Source organism: Pantoea sp. S62 (genome assembly GCF_016658625.1).
GTDB lineage: Bacteria > Pseudomonadota > Gammaproteobacteria > Enterobacterales > Enterobacteriaceae > Pantoea > Pantoea vagans.
This window is the reverse complement of sequence record NZ_JACVVI010000003.1, coordinates 112124-133259: the sequence shown is the minus strand read 5'-3', so window position 1 is coordinate 133259 and position 21136 is coordinate 112124. Positions and strand designations below refer to the sequence as shown.

The 21136-nt window shown below is 54.1% G+C and carries 18 protein-coding genes; 10 read left to right on the top strand and 8 right to left on the bottom strand.

Going from position 1 to position 21136, the window contains the following annotated elements; genetic code table 11:
• Positions 1 to 239 precede the first annotated feature (239 nt).
• Positions 240 to 1274: a substrate-binding domain-containing protein gene (locus IBT54_RS05750; protein WP_013357888.1), complete on the bottom strand. Its 1035-nt coding sequence runs from the start codon at positions 1272 to 1274 to the stop codon at positions 240 to 242.
• Between the two features lie 221 nt (positions 1275 to 1495).
• On the opposite strand from IBT54_RS05750, the gene IBT54_RS05745 reads away from it, so the two are divergent.
• The 4 genes from IBT54_RS05745 to IBT54_RS05730 all read left to right on the top strand — a co-directional run bounded on the left by IBT54_RS05745 (position 1496) and on the right by IBT54_RS05730 (position 6705).
• Positions 1496 to 2518 (top strand): ABC transporter substrate-binding protein, encoded by a 1023-nt coding sequence (locus tag IBT54_RS05745; RefSeq protein ID WP_013357887.1) that lies wholly within the window; start codon positions 1496 to 1498, stop codon positions 2516 to 2518.
• An 88-nt stretch (positions 2519 to 2606) separates the two neighbouring features.
• The gene (locus IBT54_RS05740) at positions 2607 to 4832 is read left to right on the top strand and encodes an iron ABC transporter permease (protein ID WP_201251791.1); all 2226 of its coding nucleotides are present in this window, start codon (positions 2607 to 2609) and stop codon (positions 4830 to 4832) included.
• Complete coding sequence (locus IBT54_RS05735; protein WP_033783124.1) at positions 4829 to 5890, top strand: ABC transporter ATP-binding protein; 1062 nt, start codon at positions 4829 to 4831, stop codon at positions 5888 to 5890. Before IBT54_RS05740 ends, IBT54_RS05735 begins: the two co-directional genes overlap by 4 nt.
• A 23-nt stretch (positions 5891 to 5913) precedes the next feature.
• A complete protein-coding gene (locus IBT54_RS05730) occupies positions 5914 to 6705 on the top strand; it encodes an inositol monophosphatase family protein (RefSeq protein ID WP_201251790.1) in 792 nt (263 codons plus the stop codon).
• Positions 6706 to 6738: 33 nt separating this feature from the next.
• On the opposite strand, the gene IBT54_RS05725 is transcribed toward IBT54_RS05730, so the two are convergent.
• Positions 6739 to 7176, bottom strand: a complete 438-nt coding sequence (locus IBT54_RS05725; protein ID WP_201251789.1) for an N-acetyltransferase — start codon at positions 7174 to 7176, stop codon at positions 6739 to 6741.
• A 180-nt stretch (positions 7177 to 7356) separates the two neighbouring features.
• Here IBT54_RS05725 and hipB point away from each other — a divergent pair, with 180 nt between their 5' ends.
• From hipB to IBT54_RS05710, 3 genes are all read left to right on the top strand, one after another.
• Positions 7357 to 7605 carry a type II toxin-antitoxin system antitoxin HipB gene (hipB, locus tag IBT54_RS05720; RefSeq protein ID WP_201251788.1) on the top strand — a complete coding sequence of 83 codons (249 nt, stop codon included), beginning with the start codon at positions 7357 to 7359 and terminating at the stop codon, positions 7603 to 7605.
• Entirely contained in the window at positions 7605 to 8918 is a 1314-nt protein-coding gene (locus IBT54_RS05715) for a type II toxin-antitoxin system HipA family toxin (protein WP_195858087.1), read from the top strand. Before hipB ends, IBT54_RS05715 begins: the two co-directional genes overlap by 1 nt.
• Positions 8919 to 9022: 104 nt before the next feature.
• Positions 9023 to 9229, top strand: coding sequence for a type II toxin-antitoxin system MqsA family antitoxin (locus tag IBT54_RS05710; protein ID WP_013357880.1), 207 nt, complete (start codon positions 9023 to 9025; stop codon positions 9227 to 9229).
• 37 nt (positions 9230 to 9266) lie between these two features.
• On the opposite strand, the gene IBT54_RS05705 is transcribed toward IBT54_RS05710, so the two are convergent.
• Entirely contained in the window at positions 9267 to 10154 is an 888-nt protein-coding gene (locus IBT54_RS05705) for a benzoate transporter (protein ID WP_201251787.1), read from the bottom strand.
• A 431-nt stretch (positions 10155 to 10585) separates the two neighbouring features.
• On the opposite strand from IBT54_RS05705, the gene IBT54_RS05700 reads away from it, so the two are divergent.
• The 3 genes from IBT54_RS05700 to IBT54_RS05690 all read left to right on the top strand — a co-directional run bounded on the left by IBT54_RS05700 (position 10586) and on the right by IBT54_RS05690 (position 14888).
• A complete protein-coding gene (locus tag IBT54_RS05700; RefSeq protein ID WP_201251786.1) occupies positions 10586 to 11968 on the top strand; it encodes a Xaa-Pro peptidase family protein in 1383 nt (460 codons plus the stop codon).
• A gap of 80 nt (positions 11969 to 12048) precedes the next feature.
• Positions 12049 to 12693: a LysE family translocator gene (locus IBT54_RS05695; protein WP_201251785.1), complete on the top strand. Its 645-nt coding sequence runs from the start codon at positions 12049 to 12051 to the stop codon at positions 12691 to 12693.
• 149 nt (positions 12694 to 12842) lie between these two features.
• Positions 12843 to 14888, top strand: a complete 2046-nt coding sequence (locus IBT54_RS05690) for an FUSC family protein (protein WP_095707192.1) — start codon at positions 12843 to 12845, stop codon at positions 14886 to 14888.
• A 334-nt stretch (positions 14889 to 15222) separates the two neighbouring features.
• On the opposite strand, the gene IBT54_RS05685 is transcribed toward IBT54_RS05690, so the two are convergent.
• The 5 genes from IBT54_RS05685 to IBT54_RS05665 form a co-directional block, all read right to left on the bottom strand.
• The gene (locus IBT54_RS05685) at positions 15223 to 15567 is read right to left on the bottom strand and encodes a gamma-glutamylcyclotransferase family protein (protein ID WP_013357876.1); all 345 of its coding nucleotides are present in this window, start codon (positions 15565 to 15567) and stop codon (positions 15223 to 15225) included.
• Positions 15568 to 15799: 232 nt separating this feature from the next.
• The gene (locus tag IBT54_RS05680) at positions 15800 to 16516 is read right to left on the bottom strand and encodes a fimbrial assembly chaperone (protein WP_095707194.1); all 717 of its coding nucleotides are present in this window, start codon (positions 16514 to 16516) and stop codon (positions 15800 to 15802) included.
• Complete coding sequence (gene stbD / locus IBT54_RS05675) at positions 16482 to 17834, bottom strand: fimbrial usher protein StbD (protein WP_081917127.1); 1353 nt, start codon at positions 17832 to 17834, stop codon at positions 16482 to 16484. Before stbD ends, IBT54_RS05680 begins: the two co-directional genes overlap by 35 nt.
• Positions 17812 to 20394 (bottom strand): fimbrial outer membrane usher protein, encoded by a 2583-nt coding sequence (locus IBT54_RS05670; protein ID WP_255540544.1) that lies wholly within the window; start codon positions 20392 to 20394, stop codon positions 17812 to 17814. The genes stbD and IBT54_RS05670 overlap by 23 nt, the downstream gene beginning before the upstream one ends.
• Complete coding sequence (locus IBT54_RS05665; protein WP_033783105.1) at positions 20345 to 21091, bottom strand: fimbria/pilus periplasmic chaperone; 747 nt, start codon at positions 21089 to 21091, stop codon at positions 20345 to 20347. Before IBT54_RS05665 ends, IBT54_RS05670 begins: the two co-directional genes overlap by 50 nt.
• Positions 21092 to 21136 lie beyond the last annotated feature (45 nt).

Below are 21136 nucleotides of genomic sequence, written 5' to 3'. Positions count from 1 at the left end.
CTGAGACATTAAGCCTGGCACAAATGTGATATTTGTCACATCTGACTGCTGATTCATTGAGCAGGTAAAACCAGAAGAACTTAATAATGCAGATAAAGCGTAGTCAGGAAATCGGTATTGTGTGCTGCACTGTCCGATTATTTTTCAGAGGAGGCAGGGAATAATTAAAGCGAAGCGTAAAAACGGCTGGGGATTATTTCAGTACGTGAAATGTTCCGGCTGAAAATAAAAAAGGGCGGTTAACCACCGCGTACCGAACCGCGCCAGACCACATCGACCGCATATATTCTGCGCTCCTGCTGCTGTTCATTTTTGGGTGTTAATGTTTCCGGTTGCGCTTCCGTCTCCACCAGCCAGGCAATAGCATCGCGGGCAAACTGCTCCACCGGCTGCGCGAAGGTGGTGAGATTATACGAGGACCAGCCCGACTGTGGAATGTTGTCATGTCCCATGATGCAGAGATCCTCCGGAATGCGCAGCGCAAAGCGGTGACGCGCCTCATCCATAAAGCCGCAGGCGAGCAGGTCGGTAGCACAGTAAACCGCATCCGGGCGAATGTTACGCGTCAGCAGACGCTGGGCCAGAATCTGGCCGCTTTCATAGGAGGTGGTGCCGAAGCGTTCTACCTGAACCGTAACGCCCGCGTTCTGCGCTGCCACCAGAAAATCGGCTTCGCGCTTCAGCAGGCTCGGCGTGCCCGCCAGCGAATTGACAAAGGCGATGCGATTGCAGCCCGCCCGGACAAAAGCGTTAACCGCCATTTCCGCCGCCGGACGGGAGTCGAGGTTGATATTGAGCGTGCCGGGCAGGGATTCGTCGCGGTTAATCAGCACCAGATGCTGACCATGTTTGTAGCAGAGCCGGGTAATGCCGCTGTCCGGCATGCCGGAGAGAATGATAGAGGCGTCGGCACGGAAATTAATCGCCTGTTGCAGCGCGTCCGAAACCCGCGCATCCGAGCGGTCGGTGTTGATCAGCATCGCCACTTTTCCCGCTTCCTGCAGATACTGGGTCATCCAGCGCACCAGGCTGGCACGGTAGGGCGTGTCCACCTCGGAGGCGATTAAGCAGACAATGCCGCTGCGGTTGCGTACGAGGCCGCGAGCCAGATGATTGACGTGATAACCCAGCTCTTCAGCCGCTTTCATCACCCGCTGACGAGTGGACTCTGACACGCTGGCCCCTTCTGTAAAGGTGCGTGAGACCGCTGACCGGGAGACGCCCGCCCGGTCAGCGACATCCTGCGCACTCACTACCGCTTTAAGCTGCTGCATCTTTTTCCTCGCCCCTGTGTTACCTGCACTGAGTCTGCCTGAATTTGCAAGGCTGTGCAAAGGATGCCTGTACATCGGATGTTTCAAATTTGTGACAGAGCCTGACAATTGCACAACAACTCAATTGACAGTGCAGCCGGGTCACCGTACTACTTTGCTCATACCTTTGCACGCATGTGCAAAAGCTGGCGCACCTGCGTCATCCAGCCCAGGAGAACACCATGCGTTATCCCTCTCTGCTCGCTGCTGTCATCGTCTGCCCTGTGGTGCCGTTTGCTGCCCCGGCGGCGGGCCTTAATATGATCTGCTCTGCTGATGTAGTGGTGTGCGAACAGATGACCACGCTGTTCAGCCAGAGTCATCCCGACATCAAACTCAGCATGGTGCGGCTCTCTGCCGGTGAAGCTTATGCCCGTATCCGCAGTGAAGCGCGCAATCCCCGTACCGATATCTGGTGGGCGGGCACCGGTGACCCCCATATGCAGGCCGGCGAAGAGGGCTTAACCCAGGCCTACAAGTCACCCCTGCTCGATCAGCAGCAGCCCTGGTCACAGAAAGTAGCGGAGATCTCCGGCTATCGCACCGTTGGCGTCTATGCCGGTGCGCTGGGCTGGGGCTACAACACGAAACTGCTGGCGGAGAAAAAGCTGAAGGTCCCGGCCTGCTGGGCGGATTTACTCGACCCGGGCTTTAAAGGCGAGATTCAGATCGCCAATCCTAACTCCTCCGGCACGGCCTATAACACCCTGGCGACGCTGGTGCAGATCATGGGTGAAGACAAGGCCTTTGACTACCTGAAGAAGCTCAACGCCAACATCTCGCAATACACCAAGTCCGGCTCAGCACCGGTCAAGGCCGCCGCGCGCGGTGAAACCACCGTCGGCATTGTCTTTATGCATGATGCCGTGGCGATGGAGGTGGATGGCTTCCCGATTAAGCCCGTCGCGCCCTGCGAAGGCACCGGCTATGAGATTGGTTCGATGTCGATCATTAAAGGGGCGCGCAATCTGGCCAATGCTAAAAGCTGGTATGACTGGGCGCTCAGCGCGGAGGCGCAGTCGCACATGAAAGAGGCGAAGTCGTTCCAGCTGCCTTCCAACCGCAAGGCGGAGATCTCTGAATACGCCCCGCGCTTCGAGAACATCAAACTGATCGACTACGACTTCAAAACTTATGGCGACTCGGCAAAACGCAAGGCGCTGCTGGGCCGCTGGGATAAAGAGATTGGTGCCAGCGCGCAATAACGGGGGTACCAGCCCGGCCGCCTGAGCCGGGTTGGTGCCAGACCGCGGTGGCGTAAGCCTGATGTCCGCTTCCTGATGGAGGTGATTTATGAATGCGCATAATCGTCGCTTAACCGGTGCGCTGCTGGCAGGTGCCGTCGCGCTGACGCTGCTGCCCTGGTATAGCCTGGAGCAGGGCTTCTTTACGGGTGACTGGCTGTTCAGCTTCTGGGGAGATGAGAACAACGCACCAGCGCTGGGACAGCTCGCGCTGCACAGCTGGCTGGGCAGCGCCGTGGCGCTATGGCTGCTCTCGGCGGCCAGTGTCTTTCTGCCGCCAGGCCGCACACGCAGCACGCTGCTGCTGCTATTCAGCGTCTGCGGGATTCTTTTTCTGGTGCTGGAAGGGCATGCCATCGGGTTTAGTGGCTGGAACTGGCTGTGGCTGGAAAATCTCTTTGGTCCGCTGACACAGGGGCAACCGGCGATGGGCGCGGGCGCACTGCTGCTGCTGACCGTCTTTCTGCTGATCTTCGCTTTTGCCCTGGCAGAGCGCGGCGTGCTGAAAGGCGATGCCTTTGTGGTGGCGTCGATTGTGCTGCTGGTGGCGCTGGTGACGACCTTTGTACTCTATCCGGTGCTGAGCCTGTTTGTCGCCTCAGTGCAGGATAGTGACGGCAGCTTTAAACCGGATGGACTGATTGCCAATATGCAGGACCCCGCCATCTGGAGCCTCGCCTGTTTTACCGGCGACACCTGCGGCACAGCCTGGCGCACGCTGGGACTGGCGCTGATGACCGCCAGTGGTTCCACGCTGCTGGGACTGGCGTTTGCGCTGGCGGCCACGCGCACGGCGCTGCCATTTAAAAAAGCGCTGCGAATGCTGACCATTCTGCCAATTATCACGCCGCCGTTTGTTATCGGTCTGGCGCTGATCCTGCTATTTGGCCGCTCCGGCGTGGTGACAGCATCGCTGGCGACGCTGTTCGGCATCGAGCCGGGTCGCTGGCTCTATGGACTGACCGGCATCTGGATTGCCCAGGTGCTGTCGTTTACTCCCATTGCGTTTCTGGTGCTGATTGGCGTGGTTGAGGGGGTCAGTCCGTCACTGGAAGAAGCGTCGCAGACTCTGCGTGCCAGCCGCTGGCGCACCTTCTCCCGCATCTCGCTGCCGCTGATGGCGCCAGGTCTGGCCAACGCGTTCTTAATCAGCTTTATCGAAAGCATGGCCGATTTCGGTAACCCGATGGTGCTGGGCGGCAGTCACGGCGTGCTCTCGACGGAGATCTTCTTCTCCGTGGTCGGCGCACAGAACGACCAGAGCCGCGCGGCGGTGCTGGCGATGATCCTGCTGGGCTTTACCCTGACAGCGTTTCTGGTGCAGCGCGTCTGGCTCTCCGGCAAAAGCTTCGCCACCGTGACCGGCAAGGGCGACGGCGGCCGTCATGTGATGCTGCCGCGTCCGGTACGCTACAGCGTTTATGGCATGGTGATCCCGTGGGGACTCTTCACCCTGGTGATCTACGGCATGATCATGATTGGCGGCTTTGTGCAGTCGTGGGGTCTGAATAACAACCTGACGCTGGATCACTACATCCGCGCCTTCAGCATCAGCGTGAATCAGGGGCAGCTGGTGTGGAGTGGCGTCGCCTGGAACTCGTTCTGGACCACGCTGGAAATCGCCCTGATTGCCGCACCGCTCACTGCCATTGTGGGGCTGCTGACCGCCTGGCTTATCGTGCGGCAGAAGTTTGCCGGCCGTCAGACCTTTGAATTCATGCTGATGCTCAGCTTTGCCATTCCCGGCACGGTGATAGGTGTGAGCTATGTGATGGCCTATAACCTGCCGCCGCTGGAGATCACCGGCACCGCGATGATCCTGATCGCCTGTTTTGTCTTCCGTAATATGCCGGTCGGCGTGCGGGGCGGAATTGCAGCGATGAGTCAGCTGGATAAAAGCCTGGATGAAGCGTCTCTGACGCTGGGCGCCAACAGTTTGCGGACGCTGCGCAAAGTGGTGCTGCCGCTACTCAAACCGGCGATCAGCGCCGCTCTGGTCTACGCCTTTGTGCGGGCGATTACCTCGATCAGTGCAGTGATTTTCCTGGTCAGCGCGCAGTACAACATGGCGACCTCGTACATTGTCGGGCTGGTGGAGAACGGAGAGTATGGCGTCGCGATTGCCTACTCCTCGGTACTGATCGTGGTGATGCTGCTGATCATTGGCCTGTTCCAGCTGCTGGTGGGCGAACGTCGCCTGCGCCGTGCAGCCCAACCGGCGGTGATCGTTGCCGCACCCTCTGTATCCACGCTGACTCAGGAGAGAGCCGTATGACGACCATTAACGCCGGATCGGTGGTGTTTGAACATGTCGCAAAGCGTTTTGCCGGTTTTACCGCGGTGCCGGATCTGTCGCTTACCGTAGAGCCGGGCACGCTGGTCACGCTGCTCGGGCCATCCGGCTGCGGCAAGACCACCACGCTGCGGCTGCTGGCCGGGCTGGAGCATCCCACCTCGGGGCGGATTCTGATTGGCGGCAAAGAGGTGACCCATCTGCCCGCCAACGAGCGCGACGTGGCGATGGTGTTTCAGTCCTACGCGCTGTTTCCGCATATGAACGCCCTCGACAACATTCTGTATGGACTGCTCTCCGGGGGTATGAATAAACGCGAGGCGCAGGACAGGGCGCGCGAAGGGCTGAAGCTGGTGGGGCTGGAGAGTCAGGGTCAGCGGCTGCCGTCCGAACTGTCTGGTGGACAGCAGCAGCGTATTGCAGTGGCGCGTGCGCTGGTGCTGGAACCGCAGGTGCTGCTGCTCGATGAGCCGCTGTCGAACCTTGATGAGCGTCTGCGCCGTCGGGTGCGCACCGATATTCGTGATCTGCAGCAGCGGCTCGGGTTCACTGCCGTCTACGTGACCCATGACCAGGAGGAGGCGCTGGCGGTCTCCGATAAGATTATTGTCATGAAAGAGGGGGATATTGCTCAGCAGGGCGCGCCGGAGACGCTTTACCATTCGCCCAATTCAGTCTTCATCGCGGACTTTATGGGGGAAGCGAACATTCTGCCCTGTGAAGTGGAACAGGCCGATGCGGATGACGCGCTGGTCCGTCTGGGAAATCAGCGCTTCCGGGTGCGGGGTATCGGTGCAAAAACCGGCAGTGCCCAGCTGGCGGTGCGACCGCAGTTTATTACGCTGTCCGGCGACGGTCAGGGCGCGTTGCAGGGTGAAGTGATCCACAGCACCTGGCTGGGCGATCATATCGAATATGAAGTCGCTACCGAGCTGGGCGCGCTGTTCATTATCGATCCACAAATGGAACAGCGTCTGCCGCTCGCCGCCACGGTTGGCGTCAACTTTAAGCCGCAGGGCTTAGCCCTGATTGCCCGTTAATCTGATTAACCCGAGGAGTTCGCATGGAATCGCAGGAAAGAGTGGCGCGACTGGCGTTAGCGGAAGCTGTGGCCCGCGAAGGTGGCGCGACCGCGCTATCTTACTTCAACCGCCGCGACACGCTGGTAGTAGAGACTAAGTACGATTTGCAGGATGTGGTGTCGATTGCCGACCGTGAAGTCGAGCAGCTGATCGCCAGCCGCATTCGGGATGCGTTTCCTGATGATGGCTTTCTTGGCGAGGAGACGGGTCTGCAGGCGGGAACCTCTGATTACACCTGGGTGGTCGATCCCATAGATGGCACCAGCCCGTTTCTCAATGGAATGCCGAGCTGGTGTGTTTCTGTTGCTGTGCTGCGTGACGATATACCTGTCATCGGGGTGATTTTTGCGCCCACCTATGAGGAGTGCTATGTGGCGGCACTGGGGCAGGGCGCGACGCTGAACGGGCGTCGTCTGCAGGTCGATCCTGCACGCACGCTGCAAAACCACGTCACCGGTTTTGGTGCTAACAGCTATGTCAGTCCGCAACAGGTGGGCGAGATTGTAGCGGCGCTGCTGTCGGCGGGCGGTAACTTCATCCGCATTGGCTCCGGCGCGCTGATGCTGGCCTGGGTGGCGGCTGGTCGTGTCGTGGGTTACTACGAACCCTATATGCACGCCTGGGATTGCCTGGCGGGTTACTGCCTGGTGAAAGAGGCGGGCGGCTGGTACCACCCGTTTAACATCGAAGGCGACCGCATCACTAAAGGGGCGCAGGTGCTTGCTGTGGCACCCGGCGCCGAAGCGGACCTCCGGCGTATTGCTGGTTTGTAGCTCAGTGACCCTGTCACGCTGGCTGCATCAGGGTCAGCGTGATTCCGCAGGTCGTAGCGTTTTCGTCAGATAGTGGCGCTGCATTCCGTCCTGCGGAAAATCGGGCAGGGACATCTGCTGCTGATAACCCTGTTTCTGATAAAACGGCAGCGCCTGAAAACTGAAGGTATCCACCAGCGCAAACAGACAGCCCAGTTTAACTGCTTCCTGTTCCGCCGCTTCCAACAGCGCACGACCCAGACCACTGCCACGCAGCGTTTCATCCACCCAGAGATAATCAATGCAGAGCCAGTTTCCTTTGCGCGAGGCGATCAATCCACCCCGTAATATACCTTCTGCATCCCGGTTAGAAACCGACAGCGGGCCCCAGTTCTCCCGACTGATAAATTGCCGGTTGTAAGCCCCTAATCCTGCCAGTAACTCTTCCCGGTCGTCGTCGTTTTGCTGATGGGTAAGGGTAAATGTGCTCATCCTGTTCCTCTGCTAGCCATGTATTGTCTTTATCCCTTACAAGGGATAATTTCGGCATTATCCTCTGCAGGGTATAATTTGTATATTATCCTCTGTGGGGTATATAATGTACTTTATACCCTGCCGGGGATAACCCCTCTACGCTATGCTTAAAGCCTGTGATCCTGAAGGAAGTCACCCATGATATACAGCCCGCTACAGCTGGCAAACCGGCTAAAGCTTATCCGCCAGCGCAACGGCTGGACCCAGAGTGAACTGGCAAAAAAGGTGGGCCTGAAACAGGCAACCGTCTCTCACTTTGAAAATGCGCCTGACAGTACCTCGCTGGCCACGCTGTTTAAGCTTTTACAGGCGCTGGAAGTGAGTCTGGACGTAGTGGAAAAAGAGGAGGCCAGTGCGTCTCAGTTGCATGATGAGGATGAATGGTAATGCAAAGGCTGATTGCGTGGATGAACGGTGAGCGGGTAGGCGTGCTTACCCGGCAGCGAAACGGCGCTCATGAGTTTCAGTATGATACCGGCTGGCTGAGTAACCCGCTCTCCAGGCCGCTGTCACTCTCACTGCCGCTGCAGGTTAAGGCGATTACCTCACACGCCGTAATTAACTTTTTCGACAACCTGCTGCCGGATAGCCCGTTGATTCGTGACAGGATCGTGGCGCGTTACCAGATTAAATCCCGCCAGCCGTTTGACCTGTTGCAGGAAGTGGGACGTGACAGCGTCGGAGCGACCATGCTGTTGCCGCCCGATATGCCGCTGCCCGCACTGCAGGCTCGCTATGAGGTGCTTGATGAAGCCCGGCTCGAGAGCGTGCTGTCAGCCTATCAGTCCGATATTCCGCTGGGGATGCTGCGTGAAGAGACCGACTTCCGCATTTCGGTGGCGGGCGCACAGGAGAAAACGGCGCTGCTGCTGACCGAAGAGGGCTGGAGCATTCCTGCCGGCGCTACGCCCACCTCACACATTATCAAGCTGCCAATCGGTGAGATTAAACAGCCAGCCGCGACGCTGGATATGCGTGAAAGCGTAGAGAATGAGTATCTCTGTCTGGCGCTGGCACGTGCACTGGGTATTGATGTGCCGCAGGCGACGATTATCCGGGCCGGTAAGATGCGCGCTCTGGCCGTTGAGCGCTTTGACCGCCGCTGGTCGCGCGACCGAACCCGGCTGATTCGTCTGCCACAGGAGGATTTCTGTCAGGCGCTGGGGCTGCCATCCTCGACTAAATATGAGTCGGATGGCGGGCCGGGCATCGCAGAAATAATGCAGATACTGATGGGATCGAGCAATGCCATCGAGGATCGCTATCGCTTTATGATGTTCCAGGTGTTTCAGTGGCTGACGGGCGCAACCGACGGTCACGCTAAAAACTTCTCGCTGTTTATCGAGCGCGGCGGCAGTTATCGACTGACACCTTTTTATGATGTGATCTCTGCTTATCCGGTGCTGGGCGGTACCGGCCTGAACAGGCGTGCACTCAAACTGGCGATGGGGCTGCGTGCCACTAAGGGGAAGAAGACAGAAATCGACAAAATCTTTCCGCGCCATTTTATCGCCACGGCGAAGCAGGTGAATTTTGATCGTGACAGCCTGCAGCAGATCTTTGACTTCTTCGTCCGTGAGTTTCCAAAGGCGGTAGTCTCAGTGCGCGAGGCATTACCGGCCGATTTCCCGCAGCACATCGCGGATGCAATCTTCAGCCATTCACTGATTATGCTGGAGCGGTTACGGCATAACGATTGATGGCGGATATGAGCTGGCACTATCCTGAAAAGCCCTTTCACCACTCTCTGGCAAACCGCCTGTCAGCTATGCTTATCTGACAGGCTTATCAAGGGAGTAAGGGTATGAAGTGTCCGGGATGTGAAGGAGAGGCGTTTGTTTACGCCACGCGTGACGTCAGTCTTAATACGGGTAATCCCGATGATGTCGTGCCGGATGTGAAGGGTGATCACTGCATTCGCTGCGGCGCGGTGATTATGAACGCCGGAACGTCGGAATTGTACCCCGAAAAGGCGGAAGCGCTGGAGAATGCAGGCGTGCCTGTTAAATGATACAAAGAGCCCGCTTAGTGCGGGCTTTCGTTTTTATTCACCACTTGAGAAACTCTTCAAAACGGGCCTGGTTATCCACTAACCATGCAGGCAAATATTCCTGCGTTACTGGCCGGATCACCATTTTCCGGGGTCGGTTCCAGATATCAATATTCTGCTCAACGCAGTGCCGAATATGATCGGGATTGTTAAACTCAGGGAGATTATTTTCTGTGTGAGAAATGGTCTCCATCTTCTCACTGATACGGGCGTCGGTCATTACCCATGAGAAGTGCCAGCCAGCGTTTTCAACTGTTCTGGTACGCATCTTCAGCAGCTTCCAGCGCCACCAGCTGTCTCTGATTGGCGTACCCTTGCGTTTAACGTTGCGTAACAGCTCTGGCTGGCTTCTGAAAAAATGCTTCAGATTCTTCATAGTGGTCATCTTTGGCAGGCGGCAGAGACGGGCAGAGCCATCATCATTAAGAACCTGAACGTTAAACTTATAATTATAGAAGTTATGGTACAGCGTCGTGCAGAGGTGGCGCGGGCTGAACTGTTTCAGGGCTTCAGGGCGGGGGATTTCATCTACATCCGATACCATGATGATATCGTCGTCCTCAGCGAAGTCGAGGCCGCGCATAATGGCGTTGCGCGCTATCGTCTCATTTTCCCACGGATCGGATTCACCGGCTTTCACCATAGAGCTGCCAGACACGAAATCATGCTGATGGATCGTCGGTACTGAGTCATTAACGACGTAAATAATTTTCTCGCGAAATGCTGCAAACTTTTCGATATTAAAACTGAGTCTTTCTCGACGCTTACCAGTAAAGGTATAGAGGGATTCAACAATGACGAACTTATCAACATGTTCATAAAGCGTATTGAGTCGAAGCTCAAGAAGCATGTCTTCATCGTAGTAAAGGAAACAATCGTAAATCATTGGCTAACGAACCTTCCTGGTATAATTTTAAAATTATTTGAAACAATTATACCGCATGTTAAGCGTAAATTTACTTTTTCCTTACGTTATCTGTACTTTTTGATGCGGTTATAAAGAAAATATGATCTCGGGCAAAAAATTACACAATAATAAGGAATCTCTGCAACACGTACTCCACACATCAGGCCTTTGGGGAAGTTTCATACAGGTAGCAATTAGGTCATGCTTAAATATTAAACATAGTGCATGCTCACAAATTGAAGATATAAAAAAGCCTGCACAATGCAGGCAAAATCGTTACAAGGGAATGTCCATCTTTTGATAACACGCAACGAGTAAGTTGTGTGATGGTGGCACCGTACAGGAGAAACATTAGGTTTACTCTGGGAACGGAAATCACAATCACATTAATCTGGCTGCTGGAGTGCGTTATGGATGCCAATCGCTATGCCCTGAAAATAATCCCTTTACCGCCCACTTTTCCCGATGCCGCCAGTCCGGTAATGTCTGATGACACACTGCATCGCCGTCTGGCTGCCATTATTCAGCGGATGCAGCAGCAGCAGATTACGCAGCTGATTATCTATGCCGACAAAGAGCACGGCAGTAACTTTGAGTACCTGGCGGGATTTATTCCGCGTTTTGAGGAGGCGCTGCTGGTGGTGAATCAGCAGGGCGGGCTGACCTATATCATGGGGAATGAGAACCTCAAGCTGGTGCCTTTCGCCCGCAATCCGGGACGCTGTCTGCATGCGCCGGTGTTTTCGTTGCCCAATCAGCCAATGCATGGGGATCAGCCGCTGGATCAGCTGTTGACAGAGGCAGGCATTAAGGCAGGTGAACGCACTGGCCTGGTGGGCTGGAAGCTGTTTACCGGCAGTCAGCATGAGTTATTTGATCTGCCGCAGTTCGTTTATACCGCAGCGGCTCAGGCGGCGGGTGGCGATGTCCATCTGGTTAACGCCACCGGATTGTTTATCTCGCCAGATCACGGTGCGCGTTGCGTTAACTGCGCCGATGAAGTCGCCTTTTATGAGGCGGGAGCCAATCTTGCGTCAACCGCGATGCTGGCTGCGCTGGAGAGCGTTGCGCCTGGCGTCACAGAGAAGGCGTTGGGCGCACGGCTGAATGCAGAAGGACAGCCAAACAGCGTCATCACGATCGCCGCGACGGGCGATCGTTTCGCTCAGGCCCGGCTCTATCCGTCAGACAAACAGATTTCAACTGGCGACAAACTTTCACTGACGGTCGGCTATAAAGGCGGCCTGACAAGCCGCTCTGCGTATGTCGTCAGTGAGGCTTCTGAGTTACAGTGTAACGTTTCTGACTGGTTAACCCGGCTGGCGATCCCCTATTATCATGCGGTCGTCAGCTGGCTGGAGCAGTTGCGAATCGGGATCACCGGCCGCGAACTCTATACGCTTATCGAAACGGTATTGCCCAAAGCGCAATATGGCTGGCATCTCAATCCGGGGCATCTGGTCGCTGACGAAGAGTGGCTGAACTCGCCCATCTATCCCGATTCAGCGGTGACCCTGAAGAGCGGAATGCTGTTGCAGATTGATATCATCCCATCGGTACCGGGTTATGGCGGCTGCAGTATCGAAGATACGGTCGGACTGGCAGACGCGGCATTGCGTGACGAGCTGGCGAGCCGTTTTCCGGAAGTCTGGCAGCGTATGACCCGCCGCAGAGACTATCTGACCGACGTACTGAAAATCCGGTTGCCGGAGGAGGTGATTTTGCTCTCGAACACGGTAGGGTATCTGCGCCCTTTCTTGCTGGATAAGCAGCGTGCGCTGGTGCGGCAGTAAGGTATTGATTCGCTCTGGACAATGCTGTCTGGCCTGATAAGTTAATCAAATCGTAAATCTGCCTATTCTCAGGAGTATTGATGCTGGATATTGTGCATTTTCCGCTGTTCGTCGCGTCGGTCGCGCTGCTTTGTGTTACGCCTGGTCCTGATCTCGCCTATATCATCGGTCAGAGTATGGTCAGGGGACGACGCGCCGGGATCCTTTCGGCGACCGGCGTGGCATTGGGCAATTGTACGCATGCTATTGCCAGTGCACTGGGATTAACAGCACTCATTGCGGCTTCACCGCTGCTGTTCACGGTCATTAAATATATCGGCGCGGCCTACCTTATCTATCTTGGCGCTAAAATGATGCTATCAACCTTTGGCGTCAGTAAAGAGCGCCCGCTGGACGTTCAGAGCAATATGGCTGAGGTCGAAACCCGACGGTTGATGCTGCGCGGTTTCATTACTTCAATAACCAATCCCAAAGTATTGCTGTTTTTCATCGCGTTCTTCCCTCAGTTTGTGGTGATTGAGGGCGACCATCATGCGATCTCATTTCTGGTGCTGGGAATGGTCTATGCGCTGATTGGCGTCATGATTGATGTGTTGTTTGCTATTCTGGCCGGCGGTGCTGCAGGTGCTGTGGCAAAAAATCAAACGCTGCGAAAAATGCTGGATCGCGTCGTGGGTGCCACCTTTATCGGGTTGGGAATTCGCCTTGCATTGACACGGCGCTAAGGCAGTTGCATGCTTAACAGAATCGCACACTCATCTCTCATTACCGGCCGCCTCAGGCCGGTAATAATTTGTAAAATTTAACTGAGAGTAAAACGCAGGCGCTTCTGTCAGGATACGCGCCTAAGAAAGTTCCTGGTTGCTCTCATTCGATGAAATGGTTTACCAAAAACGCGGTTTTGTTTGCCTGCAAAACCTCTCTTGCCGCGTTTATCGCACTCTCTGTGGCGCTCTTACTTAACTTCGAAAAACCGGCCTGGGCGCTGACCACCGTGTTTGTCACCTCACAACTCTATGCCGCCTCGACCGTCTCGAAATCGCTGTTTCGTCTGATGGGCACGCTGCTCGGCGGCATCTTTATTTTGCTGATCTATCCTGAAACCGTGCAGTCGCCGGTGCTGTTCAGCCTCTGTGTGTCGCTGTGGGTGACGGTCTGCCTGTATCTTTCTCTTCATGACCGCACGCCGAAGAGTTATGTCTTTATGCTGGCGGGTTACAGCGCAGCGATTATGGGCTTTCCTGACGTGGATACGCCGTCGGCGATCATCAACACCGTGATTTCACGTATTGAGGAGATTACGCTGGGGATCCTCTGCAGCACGCTGGTTCACCGGCTGGTGTTTCCGGTGTCGATGCACCATCTGCTGGGGCAGAGCGTCAATCTCTGGTTTCAGAACGCGCGCAAACTCTGTGATGAACTCATCAGCGGGATGGCAAAGAACAAATCGCTGGAGCGGGAGGATATCCTGATCCAGATGGCGGGCTATCCGCTGAATGTTGAAACGCTGCTGACCCACTGCGTCTATGAGGGCGAAGCGGCGCGTAATGTCATCCGTCTGGTCAGCGTGCAGTATCAGCATCTGACCTATCTGCTGCCGACCCTGACCGCGATTGAGGCACGGCTGGGCGTGCTGGCCGAACTGAATATCCGTTTTCCGCAGTGCGTCACCGATGTGTTTCAGGCATTTTTGCTGTGGCTGCATCATGACCGGATTAACGACATCGCCGGGCTGCGTGAGGCGATTGCCGCCAGTCAGACCACCCTGGAAAATCAATGGCGGGCAGGGCTGCTGGCCACCGAAGAGAGCCTGCTGCTGATCGGCCTGCTCGAGCGGATGGCTAACTTTGTCCGTATTGCCGATGCCTTTGAGAACGTCAGTGCGCGAGCCGGGGATCTCTATAGCCACGGGGATGGGGCGGCGATCCGCAATATCCGGGAACACCGGCACATCGATAAGGGGCTGCTGAGACTCTCTGCGCTGACCGCTTTTCTGGCGACCTTTCTCTCCAGTCTGTTCTGGATTGGCAGCGGCTGGGCTGACGGCGCAAATGCGCCTCTGATGGCGGCGATCATCAGTTCATTCTTTGCCGGTGTTGACTCCCCGGTAACACCCATGAAACTGTTCGTGAAAGGGGTGATGGTTGCGCTGGTGGTCAGTCTGTTCTATATCGCTTTCCTGATCCCGCAGGCCAATACTTTGCAGGCGCTGATGATCTGTCTGCTGCCGGGTCTGATGCTGCTGAGTCTGATCATCGCTAATCCGGCGACCAATATGGTGGGGCTGAGTGTCGCCATTCAGATCCCTGGCTTTATCGGCCTGAGCCATCACTATGTACCGAATCTGATCGTCACTCTGAATGCAGCCATCTCATCGATGGTGGGGATTATGTTTGCGGTGGTGCTGACGGCGCTGATCCGTAACAAACGACCGTCCTGGATTGCCAGAAGAGCGGTGCAGCGGGGACTACGCGATCTGTTAGGGTTTATCAAAATGGTGGAGCGCAATTCGGCCACGCTGCTGTCACGCCAGCAGTTTATTGCACGGATGCTCGACAGGGTGAACGTGATTCTGCCGCGCAAACGGCTCGATCCGGTGCCGGATATTGTGGTGGGTGGGTATCTGATTACCGAAACCTGGCTGGGTGCGAACTGCTATGACTTTTACGCACGTCATCGAGAGATGCTGGAAGGGCATCGGATTGAGAGTGGACAGATGTTTCACGAGCTGGCGCTCTATCTGAAACGCAAGATGAAGTCGCTACAGCTAACGCCACATCAGGATTTGCTGGATGAACTTGACCTGTTACTGCTGCGGCTGGAGCCGATTGCGCGACAGGAGAGTGTTGCAGTCGCACCGTTAATTCATCTGTTTAATATTCGTGTTTCTCTGTTTCCACATCAGCGCTGGCCGGAGTAAAGCGTAGAAGAGTCGCTGGTGGCGTAGAGCGAGACGTGAACAGCGCCCGGAAGATATAAAGGAAGTGCATTTTAGTTACATCATACATTAGCTCTTAGCTTAAAAAAGAGCAGGCATAGTGCCTGTTTATCTGGCCTATCAGTGAAAAAGGCAGGGCTGAGGGAAAAAGCAAAGATAACGGCGCGGTTGTTTAACCTGCCATTATACCGATTTAAAATCAGTGTGTTGCATACTATTTCCTATGAGCAAGACACAGATATTATCCTGGGTATTCAGGTACAACGCGCATCCCGCTGCGGCTGAAGCCAGTAATAAGAGCAGGGCGCACGCATCTTCAGGCGGGCTGGCTGTTTCCCTGTGGCTGGAGCTGATAAATCCACGCGGTGTAATGCTGATTATCTCCGGCAGAGACGCGAACTTCGACGCGATCATAGCCATCTTCAAACGCATCCAGCATCGGCCAGTGCGCATCCAGCTGGTCAGAGACAAACAGATAGCCCGGCACATCGGGGCCATGCTCATCCAGTACGATGCCGGGGAAATCGGCCGCCGCACCCCAGCCACGCTCGTAGAAGGTTCCGTTCACCGAACCGGCCAGCCATTCTCCGCCAATGTTTTCCAGGATATGGGCATTTTCGCGGCCCGGGCAGAGCGTGCCATAGACAAATAAGCGTATCATTTTCTCTCATCGTGGAATCCGTCGAAGCCAGCAACTTTAACGTGCCGTCAGCCGGTTGTCTCGCAGAACCTCGATGCTGCCCGACAGAGTCAGCCAGTAGCAACCCCTGGGTAAATTCTGCCAGCTATCAGACACACCTGATACGCAGAATTCACGTAGCGGCGTCTGTGAAAATCGCAAAGTGTGACTTTTGGGTGTTCTGAATGTGTTAGCTGACGGCACTCGCGTGCCATTACTTAAAGACAGTCGCGTAATTAACCGGAATGCCCTGGTCATTGATCACCGCATAGCTCACAGAATCCCCGGATTTCAGCGTGGCGTCACTGTTCAGTTGCAGATCGGACTGTGGGGCAATCATCAGGTTTTTTATAGATTGTTGACCTTTAGGATTGACGTTCATGCTCATGAACCACGGCGTTGGGTTTGTTATCGTGATTTTATTTCCCGACACCGCGAAACGGATCTTTTCCGGATCGATGGTCAGTGGGGCATTGAGTCCTGCAGGCCGGACAAAGATTTTCAGCCGGATTCTCAGCGGCAGCACCACTTTGCGCTCAGCCACGCTTAACGCTTTTGTCAGTGCCGGAATCTGGTAAATATTTAACCAGAAAAGGCTCTCTTTATTTGCGGGTAACGTCTGCCGCGATGTGAGCATCAGACGCAGCGAGCGCATTTCTCCGGGAAACATTTTTACCACCGGCGGAATAACAATAATCGGCGTGATGCTGGCATCAGGTGAAAGGGTAAGGTCACCATCGTCTGTCCAGATTTGCAAAAAAGTTTCGTTCTGGCCGCTGTTAATAACATTAATTGACTGGGTCAGATCCGACGGATTAAAAACGATCCGGGTTTTATCTACATTAACCACCGCCCACACGCTGGTTGAGAGCAGCAGGCCAGATAATACGATGAGATTACTGAAAACTAACCACAACCTGTAATTGTGCATTGACTGTTCCTGCTGTAATCGTTTGTCCACTGATTGCTTCAAGTGAAGCCGTAAAATCGCCACTGTAAATATCGCTGCCGCCTGAAGAGATTTGCGACGTGAGATCTTTATAGGCATACCAGCCACGGCCGTTACCTGTGCCGGTCAGGGTTCTGTCAGGCAGTAAATTCAGCACCATATTATGGCTGTCATAAATCTTTATCCCGACGCCGGCGGCGGCAGCGCTGCTGCCATAATGTGAATCCAGCAGCCAGGTTAATCCGCCGCCAGCAGTCGTCAGTCCCAGATTCCTGGCCTGCGTCACCGCATTTGACTGGTTAACGAGAAAGCCCATAGCGACATTTGCTGAGGTGGTTGTCGAGGTTGAGGTGCCGGATAGGGCGCCAGATTCACACTGGATGGTGACGGTAAACGGGGCCTGACTTTTTCCGCCAGCGGCGAGCGTGTTCACGCTTACGGTAGGCAGCAACACCACCGACGGATAATCCAGGACTTCGCACAGCGCACCGCGCACATAGGTGACATTTGAGTAGGTGCTCCATGCGGCAGGCCAGTTACGGTACCAGCCATACCAGTATGAGAGACTGTCCTGACCCACCTTCAGATTATTGGTATCCAGGCCCGGCCCCTTAAAAGCAATATAACCGCGAGGTTGTGTCCAGGTGTCCACATAACGATTACTATTGCTGGCGTAATAGCGGGTAGAATCTATTTTAAACATCTCATACAACACATTGCTGAATGCACTGGCCGGAATATAGATATAGGTACCATCGGAATACCAGTCACTGGCCGTCAGCTGCCGGGCTTTCCAGTAGCGACTGTAATACTCACCGGTTGAAAGGTTAGTCAGCCTTACGGCAACGTTGGCGGCCACATCATAATAAGCGCCATCCACTTCAGACGTAATATATTGCCCGGCATAGGGACTGTCGCCATTAGTGGCATACATTTCATACAGACTGTCTGCATCTGCCACGGCGCAGCGATAAAGAATCTGGTTAGCCGAGTAGGAAACATTGCTTGCAGATGTCAGAAAGCTGCCCACTGAACTGGCCAGTAACGTGCCGGAGGGCTGAAAAGTCTTTCCGCTATTGATACTTATCACGGAAGGCAGCCCTACATTACCTGAGCAGGTATCACAGGCGCCGGTCCAGTATGCGGCGGTATAGCCTGCCGCAATCGCGCTCTGAGAAAGGGCGGAGGTGGCGGTGACAACACTGCAATTGGCCCAGGCGGAGATAGTAAACAGTAATAAAAAAACAGGCAGAAGTAATTTTTTGATTCTCACACAATTAACCCTTGCGGCAGACGGCATCCAGGCGAACAATATCCTCATTCACCCGACCGGTTATTTGATAATTAACAAAGCAGGTTTTATTGCCTTTGTATTGCCAGTTGACTTTTAAGGTTCCCGAGTCATGCGGAACACGTGCATATAACTGACCACCCTGACCGATAATTCCTATTACGGTATTATCAGCATCACGAACCTCTGTACCCATTGGCGGAATATCATCATCTTCATTCTTGAGTGCGATCAATACCGCTTTACCCTGCAAGGTGGCGAAATTAATACGTGTAACGGAGCCGGCATAAGGCACAACGCGCTGACTGCCGCCGCTTAATTCAGCATCAGCATTCATATAACGCGTGTCCAGACTGACAGTATTGGCCTGATAAGGGGTCAGTGAAGGCAGGATGGCATAGCCGAACCGATCAATAACGGCACCCTGTCCATTGCGCACGCTGGCTCCCTGAGCGCCTTCCGCATGAATAAGTGCAAAGGTGTCGCTGGTATAGGGCCCGGCAGTAACACCGCCAGGGTGGATCAGTAACGTACCAGAAAGCCCTAATCCCGCCTGGCGGTAATTGTCACCCTGACCATAATTCGCTCTGATTCCACCCATACGCGTGTTCTGCTGAACATTTCCGCCGAACGAGGCACGGTAACTACCGCTATTTTGGGTCTGTTCGGCACCCCCATAGAGAGACCAGGAGAGCTGATTATTCTCGCCAGACGAACCAGTCAGAGAGAGAGTAGAATTACGCGTTTCTTTAGACTGATTGTAATTATAAGCAACTGAGGCCGTGTTATTGGCCCAGTTAAGCGGAACCGAAACATTCAGGGCAATAGTATTTTCGGTATATTTCTCCCGCCAGGTGTTATCGCCGTCATCCAGCCTGCCCCCATAACGATCGTAGTTCCAGGTTGTGCGCTGTCGGGCGACGTTGAGGCCATAACTGATGTTTTTCCAGCTGTTGTTATAACCAAGCTGAAGCTGAGTAATACGTGAACGGTTATTATAGTAATCCGCCGTGCTGGCGCTCAGGCTGATTAAGCCATAATTCTCCATTGACTGACTCAGGGTCACGGAGAAGTTATTACGCTGATGCAGCGTATCTGAGTAGTAACTGATGCCATTGTCCTGCTGACGCCGGACACCCAGCACATCCTGCAGGTCGCGGTAACCGCTGGTTGAATAACGATAAGCCGCCAGCACAAGGTTGGTTCCGGTCGCAAAGGTTTTACTGTAACTCAGCTCGGCGCGCCATCCCGTGGCGTTGCTGTTTTGATCGACCCTGGCATCGGAAAAGATGGTGTTCAATCCCACGGCACCCGCCGAAGAGGTCCAGACACCGCCAAGCAGCCAGGCCTGATAGTCCTGAGCCAGTCGCGAACCCGCTGTTGCAGTCAGGCGGTTACTGATACCGCGCTGCAAAAGCCCCTCGAAGAACGTGTTATTCACCGAGTAGAACTGACGCACCCGGCCTAATGCCAAAGAGTAATGCCAGTTTCCCGGCCTGACCGAGTCAGGAACAGAGGCATAGGGAACGGTAAATGATGACGTTTTTCCATTGGCCTCTGCCACCTCAACATCAAGATCGCCCTGGCTGCGGGTATTATACAAGTCGTTGATAACAAATGGCCCGGGCGCAACGCTGGTCTCATAGATAATGCGATTCAATTGCCGGACGATAACCCGGGCACTGGACGAGGCCATGCCACGAATCTCGGGCGCATAACCACGCCGACTCTGGGGACGCATCCTTTCATCGGTGGTGAGTTTGATACCGTTGTAAGCCAGACTGCCAAACTGTGAGCTCTCTGTGTAGCTGTCGCCTAAGGTCAGCAGACTGTCCAGCGGTTCAATGGGGCGCTGCAGCCAGGTTCTGACGGTAGTGTAGCGAATATCGCTGCCGGTCACGTTATTGTCGACAAACCGGAGATTGCCCTGGTGGCGCAGTTGCCAGTTATCAATATTGGTACCCGCCGTCATACCACTCCAGAGATACTGATACTGGTAGCCGGATGCGGTATTTTTGGTCCAGTTGTAGTTCGTATTGTGCCGGATGAAGAGGGCTGTAATCCCTTTGTCCCATTCGGCGACGGGGATAGTCCCGCGAGGAAGATGGATTAATTCAGCGTCCGGAATCGTTAATTGCAGCCGCAGTGAAGCCTGATCGAATTGCCAGCGCGCTGACGATGACCAGTGATTTAAAGGCTGACAGCCATCGCTGGCTATGGATTTGTTGAGTGACCTGAGACGCAACGATTCTGCCACCGCAGGGGAAAGACAGGGTTCAGCAGGCTGACCATTTTCTTCCGGAAGAAAGGTGAGGGCGACGCCACTTTTAATCAGCTTATTATTAACATAGATATCCACATAATAATTGCCAGGCGTGATATTGTGCTGATTAAATTGATCGATATTCTGACCAAAGGCAGAACCTTTGAACAGCGAAGGATCAAAGTAGTACTCCTCCGCGTGTCCAGACATTGAAAAAGTGAATGATGCACAGAATGGTAAAAAAAGGAGGCAAATATTACCAGGCTGAAATCGGATACTTTTCACTGACTTTTGCTCCCTGGTCATTCATCGCTGAAAGAGAAACCACGCTGTTATTGGATGGAAACTGAATTGCGCTTTTACACCTGACTGTTTTTTTAGAATAAGGGGCAATCATGTCAGCATCGCAGACAATTTCTTTTCCTGCTGTTTTTATTGCAACGTCTGTAAGCGAAAGATACCAGGGCCGAATGTTATTGATCTCAACCCCCTCTTTTTTTATTGCCACCTTTAATCCTTCGAAAATATTATCCGGCTGACTAATCCCTTTTGGCCGGTAAAAAATCTTCATCCGGTTACGTAACATTAAAACCATGCTATTACGGCCTGATTCACCCTGAATATTGGCAGGGGGAATCTGCAAAGAATTAAACCAGAAGACTGTCTCACGATCCTGGGGCAATGAGATTTCAGGCATGAACCTGATTCTTAAAACCTGACCGGTAAGAGGCTGAATCCGAAACACCGGGGGTGTCACAATAAAAGGCGCATCACTTTTTTCGCCTGGCTGCGAATCCATATTGCCGTTATCAAACCAGGTCTGAATAACATAAGGAATTCTATCGTTGTTCTTTAACTGAACATCGACGGAGATCGCGTTACCCGGGTAAATTATACGGCTACCAAGAATAGTGACGCTCGCCTGGACTTTATCCGAAATAAACGTGATTAAAAAAATGATAATTACAAATCTTAATGGAAACAACATAATGCGCGAAGCCATATCGAATATTTCAAGCGTGGCGTGCGTATCCGGTTTGCCAGATAC